This is a genomic window from Peptoniphilus sp. (assembly GCF_034090345.1).
Classification (GTDB): domain Bacteria; phylum Bacillota; class Clostridia; order Tissierellales; family Peptoniphilaceae; genus Peptoniphilus.
In genome coordinates this window covers 1-8,709 of record NZ_JAXDSS010000070.1, presented here as the reverse complement: position 1 = coordinate 8,709, position 8,709 = coordinate 1, and the positions used below count along the sequence as shown (strand labels likewise).

The window sequence follows — 8,709 nt, the reverse complement described above, 5'->3', positions numbered from 1 at the left end:
GTCCTCTTGAAGGGACACATACTAAGATAAAGACTTTAAAGAGAAATTGTTTTGGTATGAAAAATTTTAATTTGTTTAGAAAGCGAATTATGCTTTCTTGTAAATAGTTGGTAAAAAAAATATGAAAATTTTTGAAAACTCCTTGGAGTTTTGTGTGCTATGGTTATTGTTAGTGGTTTTTGGTTTATTTTGGTTTCGGATCTATTTTAGCTGCTATGTGTTGATTTTTACATAATAAGAGAGACTCGTATTAATGAGCCTCCCCAATATTTGACATAGAACCAAATTTAACCCCTTATCGAAGTTATTATGATTAAGATAAATTTGGATAAAAAGTGAAGGCGCTAATCTTAAAATATTAGCACCCTCAACAGTTGACAAAGAACTTTTAGATATTCTGTTTTTTGGTTTAACTTTATTAAAAAATAAATAATTGGCAGCATCATTAATAACTATAATATATCTATTGTTTCTCTTAATGTTTGGCTCAGAACTATTTCTGTAATAGAGTTGCAAAAATTATTTACAACATGTATTATCACAGGATATATCAGAGTTCTTGTATTTTTATACACTATCGCAGCAACCATTCCCATTAAGAATGTATATACTATCTGTACTGGTATCATATGACATAATCCAAACAATAGCGAAGATATTACTACCGGAATCCAACCTTTTTCTATTTTTCTAGTGCATTAAAAACTATGCCTCTAAATATAATTTCTTCAATTATCGAACCTAATATTACCACTATTAAAATAGATAGCCATGGATTGCCTGATACAGTTTCTTTGGTTGATTTCTCAAATGTATAAAATGACTGTAATAGTTGAGAAATTTTTTCTGCAATACTTAACCACACTAAGGCTGCCCCTGAAACTCTCAATCCCATTAAAGCTTACATAATTACTTTATTCATTGTCATCTTTCCTATATTTTTCACTATACTTTTATTGAATAAATATCTATAGAATAAAAAATATACTGCCGATAATATTACTGCACTAATTACTTGAATGAGCTGAAATTGATTTTCAAATATTCTAAATTCTACCTCAAATACATTTTATAACACTTCTACTATTAAGTCTGATAATATATTCAACATAAATAGTTCACACATAGTAAATATAAATACAATCAATAAATATTTAATTATTTTCTTTGAATTTTTGGTCTGCCCCAACTATTTTACTTCTTCTTTCGAATCTTTTGCTAGTATATCGTCTATTTTTTTGTTTATCATTTCTTGTTGCTCTTTTGTATCTATTGCCCCTACTATCGGCTCTCCTATTATATTTCCTTCACGGTCGATTAGTAATGTTGTTGGGAAAGCAACTATTGTACTCATAAGCTTGTCTATTTCTTCTCCCTTTTGCATAACTAAATTTGGATATGTTACTCCACTTTTGGCTAAGATTTTCTTTGCTTCTGCTACTCCTTCTTCTGTATTGGCATCCGAACAAATCCCTACAAGTTTAACATCTTTTTCAAGCCATTCTTTGCTAATTCTTTCAAGCTCTGGCATTTCTTCTATACATGCTCCACAACCTGTAAACCAAAAGTTAGCTACTGTAACTGCATTTTCTTTGAATGTTTCATTTGTATATTCTTTTCCGTCTAGTCCTCTCGCTTTAAATATTGGAAACTTTCCGTCTTTAGTTAGGGTTGTTTCCCCTTTAGAATTGTTTCCACAAGCTACTAATGCTAGTAGCATAATTAAACTCATTGATAAAAGTATTGTTTTTTTTAAAATTCTTTTCATTTTTTCACCTTTCTCATTTTAAATTTCTCTTACTTTTTTATTTTTACTGCAACTTACACATCTTGATAACGATGTTGAAATTGCTCCTGTTGGGCAAACATCTACACACTTTCCACAACGTATACATTCTAATGCTGTTTGATTTTTAGACATATCTACATCCATTTTACATGTTCTCTTACACTTCCCACAATTTATACACAACGATTCATCTACACTATACTGATAAAGTGATATTTTGTTAAATAATGAGTAAAATGCACCTAAGGGGCAAATCCACTTACAAAATGGTCTATACATAAGTATAGATAGTATTAGCGTAATAATTAGTATCATAGACTTCCATGCAAATAACTTGCCTAGTGTAGCTCTTACTGATGTATTAGCTATTGATAAAGGTATTCCTCCTTCTAAGATTCCTTGAGGACAAACATATTTACAAAAATATGGCGCAGAAATCCCTATTTTGTCTGTTATAAATACTCCGAGCAACCAAACTGCGGCTATTAGCATTATGTATTTTATATAACGTAAAAATTTTAATTTCTCAGTGCTAAGTTTTTTAGATGGAATTTTGTGAAGTAAATCTTGAAACAATCCAAATGGACAAAGAAACCCACATATCAATCTACCAACTGCAACTCCAAATAAAATTAATAATCCCGTTACGTAATAAGAAAACTTATACTTAGCACTTCCTACTACAGCTTGAAAAGAGCCTATTGGACAAGCTCCTGTTGCTCCAGGACAAGAATAACAATTTAACCCTGGAACACAAACTTGTTTGGCTTTACCTGTATATATTGTACCTTTAAAAAAATTTGGTAAATGTATATTCGTAATAAACGTAGCTAATCCTTGTACTGTTCCACGGTTTGTTCTAATTTTTGAAAAATAATTTTTTTCTTTTATTTTATTAACCAATTCCTATACACTCCAAACAAATTCTAATTGCTTTTGACAACACTGTATCTACTTCTCCTCTTTGTGCTCCATACATAATGCACATAACCCCTAAAATAGCAGCCGATATGCCTAGTATTTTTCTTAATTTTACGCTCACTATCACACCCCCTTACTTAATAACTAATTTTTTTACATTTTTTGCCTCCTTATTATATATAATTTTACCAAAAAATACCATTCAAAATATAAAATTTTTATTAAAAATTTCTATACCTAAAATAATGAAACGTGATTTAAGTGACACAAAAAGCAAATTCATTGTCACATATAAAATGGTTATATAAATATCATATTGTCTTTACGCCAAAAATATACGAAAAATAATATTTAGTCAATATAAAGATAGTTTGGGAGAAATATTACGACAGTTGTATAAATGCAAAGAAATAGAAATAATAAAGGACATTTAATGCCAGACCGTGCACACATGCTTTAAAGATACCTCCAAAGATATCAGTATCAAACTTCATACCTTCTGACACTGAACCCCCATATATGTCTTTTATATGACTTGATATGTCTCTTGTTGTAATGGTCCGCCCCAGCCAATAATATTCAACGAATGAAATGCCTTGTAGATATTGTTAGGCGGTGTGAGTATTTCTTTTGCATATATCGATATTATTTGCTTCTCTATGTTAGAAATGTCTTTTTTGTATTTCCTTAAAGCTTCCTTCACTAAAGAGTTTTTAAAATTTCTTATACTATTTTTGGTTAGGATTCTTCAATTAACAGCTTAGATATTTTGTTTATTTTTGTTTCTGAGCTTCTGCTGACATAAAATTTCCTCCTGATTACTTTTTCTTTCCTATAATCAGGAGGATCCATCCCCAAAATTTTACAGAGTCTCAATCACGATTTTGCGGTTTTTAGAATACTCCCGTTTTTTATTTACACTGTTATTTGAGTTAATTAGTTTCCCTGCTTTTTTGTAGCTTCTAAATAATCAAAAAGAGTATTGAAGAATTCATTTCCACTTAATCTGCAAAGTGCACCTTGTGCAACTGAGACTTCGTCATAAATTCCAACTATATCTGTTCTTATATTTTTACCACTGATTACTACAGGAACAGGGTCTCCGCTGTGTTCTCTTCTTTCACAAGGAGTTGAGTGGTCTGCTGCAAGAGCGAATATTATGTTTGAATCAGTAATATCCTTAGTTAACTCAAGAACTTGGCCAACCATTTTATCGTAAATTTCTACAGCTTCAACTTTTTTAATAGGGTTATTATCATGCCCCATAAGGTCAGTAGCTTTATAGTGAAGAACTACAAAGTCATTAGTTTTTAGAGCTTCAACGGCCAATTTACTCTTTAAATCAATATTAGTATCGATGTTTCCAGTGAAACTATCATCATATATTGTATCGAATCCAGCGAGTTTTGCAACTCCAAGAACAGTAGATTCAGCAGCCACACAAGCGGCTTTTACACCGTATATTTCAGCTGTCTTATCAAGCTTAGGCATTAAACCTGCTCCTCTTGTAAGAATAAAGTTAGCTTTGAATTTTCCTTCACTTTCTCTTTTAACATTTACTTCATGAAAGTTTAGTATTTTATAAAATTCTTTTTGAATTTTTTCTAAAACACTTGCTGTGAATTTTGAAGATTCACTACCATCTTTAGAGGTTGGAGTAACTACTTTTAAGCCTTCTTTTTTAGGGTCAGTATCAGTAATTTTATCAGAAAGATTTTCTCCTCTTAAAATTAAAACCGCTCTGTGTTCAGTAGCTTCTTTAAACATTACTTTTACGCCCTCTATTTCCATTCCGTTAATAGCTTCAGCTAATGCTCTTGTACCTTCACGAATACGCCCAGCTCTTCTGTCTATAACCACTCCGTTTTTGTCAACAGTTCCGAAGTTACATCTAAAAGCAATGTCTCCAGCTTTTAAATCCATATCGTTTCCAAAAGCTTCTATAGGGCCTCTTCCAGGATAGTCTTTTAACGAATATCCAAAAAGAATCATATGACCTAAATCAGTCCCTACAGGAACACCCGATTTGTATAAATCCATCAATCCACAAGAACCATTTTTTGCTAAATAATTTAAATTTTCTTTTTTAGCATATTGCAAAGGTGTTAAATAACCTAAGCTTTCACAAGCCCTATCTCCAAGACCATCTGCTATCATAAGAATTATTTTACTCTTCAAATCTGACCTCCTATAATATGAATTTTAACCATGTAAAGTAGACTAAAGATATTGAACATGATCCTATAAAGCAAGATACTAATCCGTATATCAATTCGTCTTTAACTGTAAAGTAACCAGTACCGAAATAAAGAGTATTTACCTTAGAGTGAGGTGGTAAAGTTATCGTGTAGGCGATTCCGAAGGAGCAAGCTAATGCTAACGGAACAGAATCTATCCCAAGTTGTGTTGAAAGCGCTATGACAGCAGGAATAATTATAGTAGTTCTTACAGTCTTACTAGTAAATATTAAGTGGCTAAATACAGTTATGAAAATTAATGCAATTGCTACAAATTGTGGCGGCAGTTTATCTATGCTGGTAGCAGTAATTAATTCATTAATAACCCAAGAAGCTGCTTCTGTGTCATTAACTGCATTGCCTACGGCATAAGCTCCAGCCGAGAAAATCATTAAATCCCATTTTATATTAGCTTCTTTCCATTTGATAACCCCTATCCCTGGCATTAAACATAAAAGCATACTCAATACTGCTGTTTGTTCTGTACTGATTTTAAATCCCCACCATATTTTTTGGTAATCTCCAGTAGCCCATAAAAATAGTGTAAGAAGGAATATACTTGCAGCTTTAATTTCTCTACTTGATATAGGACCTAAATCACTTAATTGTTGTGACAAAGTTCTTCTAAAATCATCAGTTTTCTCTGTGAATTCATTTTTATACTTGAATAAGAATAATCCAGCGATAAATGCAAAAACTGTAGTTAATACAGCTTGAGGTACTGAACCCATTAACCATTGCATATATCCTATGTTCCCCCCAGCTTGTTCATTGATAAAACCAACTGCTAAAACTTGGGCAGAAGTTGCAGTCATTACAATAGAAGTTGCAAAACCATTGTTTTGTACTCCTTGTAACATCATTAATTTGCCAAACTTGCTGTTACCAGGAACTGCTTTGAATACTTCAAGAATTATTAATGCAATAGGAGCTATAAGAGAAGCTCTGGCTGTAGTTGATGGAACAAAAAATGCTAAGATATAATTTACTACTACAAAAACTACTAATGTTTGAGTGGGTGTTTTTGCAAATTTTGTTACAAGTGTAAGTGATATTCTTTGTCCTAAGTTTGATGCGCTCATTGCTGATGTTAATACAAATGCTGCAACCATTAACCAGATTATGTCATAACCTAGTGTACCAAAGGCAACATCTTGTTTTTCAACAGCTCCAAGTAAAGGTAATAATAAAATTATTATTATTGAAGTTAAATAGATTGGAATAGGTCTTGAAATCCACATAATCAATGCAAAAGTAAAAAGTGCTAAACTTACTTGACCTTCCCTAGACATACCTTCCGGCAAAGGCATGAAAAATAATAATAGAAATGCGACAATTGATAAAACTATACCGACATTAGCCAATAAATTCTTTTTTAAAACATCTTTATTCATACGAACCTCCTAAATTAATTTGTAATTACATTATATGGGTTACGATTTCATAAAACAAAAGAATAACTTTATCATAATCATAGCTTTTTGTTATAATAGATAAAAGGAATAGAATGGGTTTAAACTTTGTAATATTGAGATTTGGAGAGTGAAATAATGGATATAGAAAAATTAGATAGCTTTATGACATTAGCTAAAGTACAAAATTTCACATCAGCTGCTGAACAACTTTACATCAGTCAGCCAGCCTTGAGTAAGAGAATAGGAAGTTTAGAAAATGAACTCAATGTTTTGTTGTTTAATAGGATTGGAAAAAAGATTTTCTTAACTCATGAAGGGGAGTATTTTTATAATTTTGCAAAGAATACTATAGCTAACTATAATTTACTAAAAGAAAATATAATACAAATAAAAAATATAGAAAGTGGCACTCTAAAATTTGGCGCAACTAATTTTATAGGGGTCTATATTATGCCAAAAATAATAAAGGCTTTTACAAAGAAATATCCAAACATAGATATTAGAATGACCATAAGCTCCTCAAAAAACATTATTTCTCAGCTTGAAACTAATGAGTTAGAATTTATTTTTGTATCTGATTATATTATAGGCAGCGAATCAAATCTTATAACACAAGATTTAACAACAGATGAATTAAAAGTTATAGTTTCAAAAAACAATGCTTTATCCCAAAAAGATAGATGTACATTCCAAGATATAAAAAATCAAAAGTACATTAGTAAGGGAGATAAGTCATCTCAAGATTCATTTATCAAAGAAATATTGGATAAAAACGGCTATGATTTTTCACATAAGATAATAATTAACAATCAGGAAGCGATTAAAGAAGCAGTTATCAATAATATAGGTTTTAGTATCATATCTGAAAAATCTATATCAAGAGAGCTTGAACTAGGCTTATTAAAAGCTATAGAACTTAAGGACATCAAATTTATCAGAAAAATTCAGTATAGTTATATAAAATATCTTCAACTTACACCTGCTGCCACGGAATTCTTAGCATTAGCGAAGAACATCTATGTAAAATAGTGACTATAGCGTCACACTCACTTCTATTGCATTATGCATTTATAAATGATGTGAAACCAAAAATATATAAAAAACACGTAGATAGTACAGCATAGCTTAGTATTCTTTCCACCCCTTTTTATGGATGGAGGTCATGAACCCTCAAAAAATTAACTCAAAAGCAGAAGAGTTAGAAAAGGATAATACCAATAAAAGTAATAATAATTGTTTAAGATGAAACAGGATTTGGACGTATAAATAAGCCTAAATACTGTTAGTGTAACAACAAAACAAGACCATCAGTACCTTGCCATTATGTAATAAACTATAAATATGGATATGGATTAGTAGAGTCACAACCATGAGAAAATTTCTTTTTAGTTTTATCATAATTGTAATACAAATTGTATGAATGTCTTTTTAAAAGACGTTTCTAAACAATGCAAGAAGGATGTAACTTTACTATTATATGGATAGATCAAGTTGGCATAAATCAAAAATCCTTAAAATTTTGGAAAATATAAAATTATTTACATACCCCCTATACACCGGAAATGAATCCCATAGAACAAATTTGGAAACCAATAAGAGCTATGGGATTTAAGAATAAGCTCTTTAATTCTATAGCGGATGTAGGGGATAGATTATGTGAAATAATAGATAATTTAACCAAATAAACGATTAAAAGTAATACTCATAGGAATTGGTTGAATGTAAAAATTTAATTAGTTATTAGTATAAATTTAGTCATTATGGATAGATTACACTAAATAGGACAAATCAATACCGTACATGATATAGTAAAAATAACAATATCAGGAGGCATTGAAATAGCAAATATTACGATGAAAACTTTAAGAAGCAGATAGTAAACATGTTTAATCAGGGAAATTAGACTTACAGAGGTCTAGCTGATGAATATGGCATAGCAAAGTCTACCATTAGAGATTGGGTCACTAAATATAATAACACTGGTTCATTCACCATTGATGATAATAGAGCAGAAAAAGAAATAATCAGACTTCGTAAAAACTTAAAACAACTTGAAATGGAGAATGCTATTTTAAAGCAAGCAGCACTACTGTTAAGCAAAAAATAGACCTCATTATCTCGAAGAGAGATAAATATATCATTAGTGCAGCGTGTAAACTACTTGGGGTCACAAGAAGTTTAGTCTATTATCATTTTTTTATAATGATAGTGTGAAAAGTTTTGTGTATCAGCCCCTCCTGATAGGATATGGCTAATATTTTTCTAAAAAATATCTTAAAATTTAATATATTCAAAAATTCAATTTTATGAATCTTTGTAAGCTAATTTTGGCACAACTAAATTAAAA

Annotated in this window: 10 protein-coding genes and 2 pseudogenes; 5 read left to right on the top strand and 7 right to left on the bottom strand. The window is 30.6% G+C overall.

From position 1 onward, the window contains the following. Positions 1 to 107 (top strand): transposase (locus tag SOR77_RS10245; RefSeq protein WP_414153390.1); only part of this gene is annotated, 107 nt, incomplete at its 5' end. Between the two features lie 345 nt (positions 108 to 452). On the opposite strand, the gene SOR77_RS06410 is transcribed toward SOR77_RS10245, so the two are convergent. From SOR77_RS06410 to SOR77_RS06390, 5 genes are all read right to left on the bottom strand, one after another. After that, on the bottom strand, positions 453 to 671 hold the full coding sequence (locus tag SOR77_RS06410) for a CPBP family intramembrane glutamic endopeptidase (RefSeq protein ID WP_320636319.1): 219 nt from the start codon (positions 669 to 671) through the stop codon (positions 453 to 455). A gap of 11 nt (positions 672 to 682) precedes the next feature. Then, entirely contained in the window at positions 683 to 865 is a 183-nt protein-coding gene (locus SOR77_RS06405; RefSeq protein WP_320636317.1) for a CPBP family intramembrane glutamic endopeptidase, read from the bottom strand. A 324-nt stretch (positions 866 to 1,189) separates the two neighbouring features. Then, positions 1,190 to 1,768: a TlpA disulfide reductase family protein gene (locus tag SOR77_RS06400; protein ID WP_320636316.1), complete on the bottom strand. Its 579-nt coding sequence runs from the start codon at positions 1,766 to 1,768 to the stop codon at positions 1,190 to 1,192. An 18-nt stretch (positions 1,769 to 1,786) separates the two neighbouring features. Next, the gene (locus SOR77_RS06395) at positions 1,787 to 2,692 is read right to left on the bottom strand and encodes a 4Fe-4S binding protein (protein WP_320636315.1); all 906 of its coding nucleotides are present in this window, start codon (positions 2,690 to 2,692) and stop codon (positions 1,787 to 1,789) included. After that, positions 2,685 to 2,801 (bottom strand): CD1871A family CXXC motif-containing protein, encoded by a 117-nt coding sequence (locus SOR77_RS06390; RefSeq protein WP_320636318.1) that lies wholly within the window; start codon positions 2,799 to 2,801, stop codon positions 2,685 to 2,687. Before SOR77_RS06390 ends, SOR77_RS06395 begins: the two co-directional genes overlap by 8 nt. A 170-nt stretch (positions 2,802 to 2,971) precedes the next feature. Here SOR77_RS06390 and tnpA point away from each other — a divergent pair. Continuing rightward, positions 2,972 to 3,205: pseudogene (gene tnpA, locus SOR77_RS06385) on the top strand (IS200/IS605 family transposase); the annotation flags it as partial. Between the two features lie 441 nt (positions 3,206 to 3,646). Here the strand turns inward: tnpA and SOR77_RS06380 are convergent. Next, positions 3,647 to 4,888 (bottom strand): 2,3-bisphosphoglycerate-independent phosphoglycerate mutase, encoded by a 1,242-nt coding sequence (locus SOR77_RS06380; RefSeq protein WP_320636314.1) that lies wholly within the window; start codon positions 4,886 to 4,888, stop codon positions 3,647 to 3,649. A 10-nt stretch (positions 4,889 to 4,898) separates the two neighbouring features. After that, positions 4,899 to 6,341: a DASS family sodium-coupled anion symporter gene (locus SOR77_RS06375; RefSeq protein WP_320636313.1), complete on the bottom strand. Its 1,443-nt coding sequence runs from the start codon at positions 6,339 to 6,341 to the stop codon at positions 4,899 to 4,901. 156 nt (positions 6,342 to 6,497) lie between these two features. Between SOR77_RS06375 and SOR77_RS06370 the strand changes: the two genes are divergently transcribed. The 3 genes and pseudogenes from SOR77_RS06370 to SOR77_RS06360 all read left to right on the top strand — a co-directional run. Beyond that, the gene (locus tag SOR77_RS06370; RefSeq protein WP_320636312.1) at positions 6,498 to 7,391 is read left to right on the top strand and encodes a LysR family transcriptional regulator; all 894 of its coding nucleotides are present in this window, start codon (positions 6,498 to 6,500) and stop codon (positions 7,389 to 7,391) included. A 533-nt stretch (positions 7,392 to 7,924) separates the two neighbouring features. Then, positions 7,925 to 8,047, top strand: a complete 123-nt coding sequence (locus SOR77_RS06365) for a hypothetical protein (protein ID WP_320636311.1) — start codon at positions 7,925 to 7,927, stop codon at positions 8,045 to 8,047. 197 nt (positions 8,048 to 8,244) lie between these two features. Further along, a pseudogene (locus tag SOR77_RS06360) lies at positions 8,245 to 8,555 on the top strand (IS3 family transposase); the annotation flags it as partial. Between the last annotated feature and the right edge of the window lie 154 nt (positions 8,556 to 8,709).

What these genes read in the sequence shown, in the direction of transcription:
- SOR77_RS06375 (WP_320636313.1), bottom strand. Translation starts at nt 6,341, where the DNA reads ATGAATAAAGATGTTTTAAAAAAGAATTTATTGGCTAATGTCGGTATA.
- SOR77_RS06400 (WP_320636316.1), bottom strand. Translation starts at nt 1,768, where the DNA reads ATGAAAAGAATTTTAAAAAAAACAATACTTTTATCAATGAGTTTAATT.
- SOR77_RS06365 (WP_320636311.1), top strand. Translation starts at nt 7,925, where the DNA reads ATGAATCCCATAGAACAAATTTGGAAACCAATAAGAGCTATGGGATTT.
- SOR77_RS06370 (WP_320636312.1), top strand. Translation starts at nt 6,498, where the DNA reads ATGGATATAGAAAAATTAGATAGCTTTATGACATTAGCTAAAGTACAA.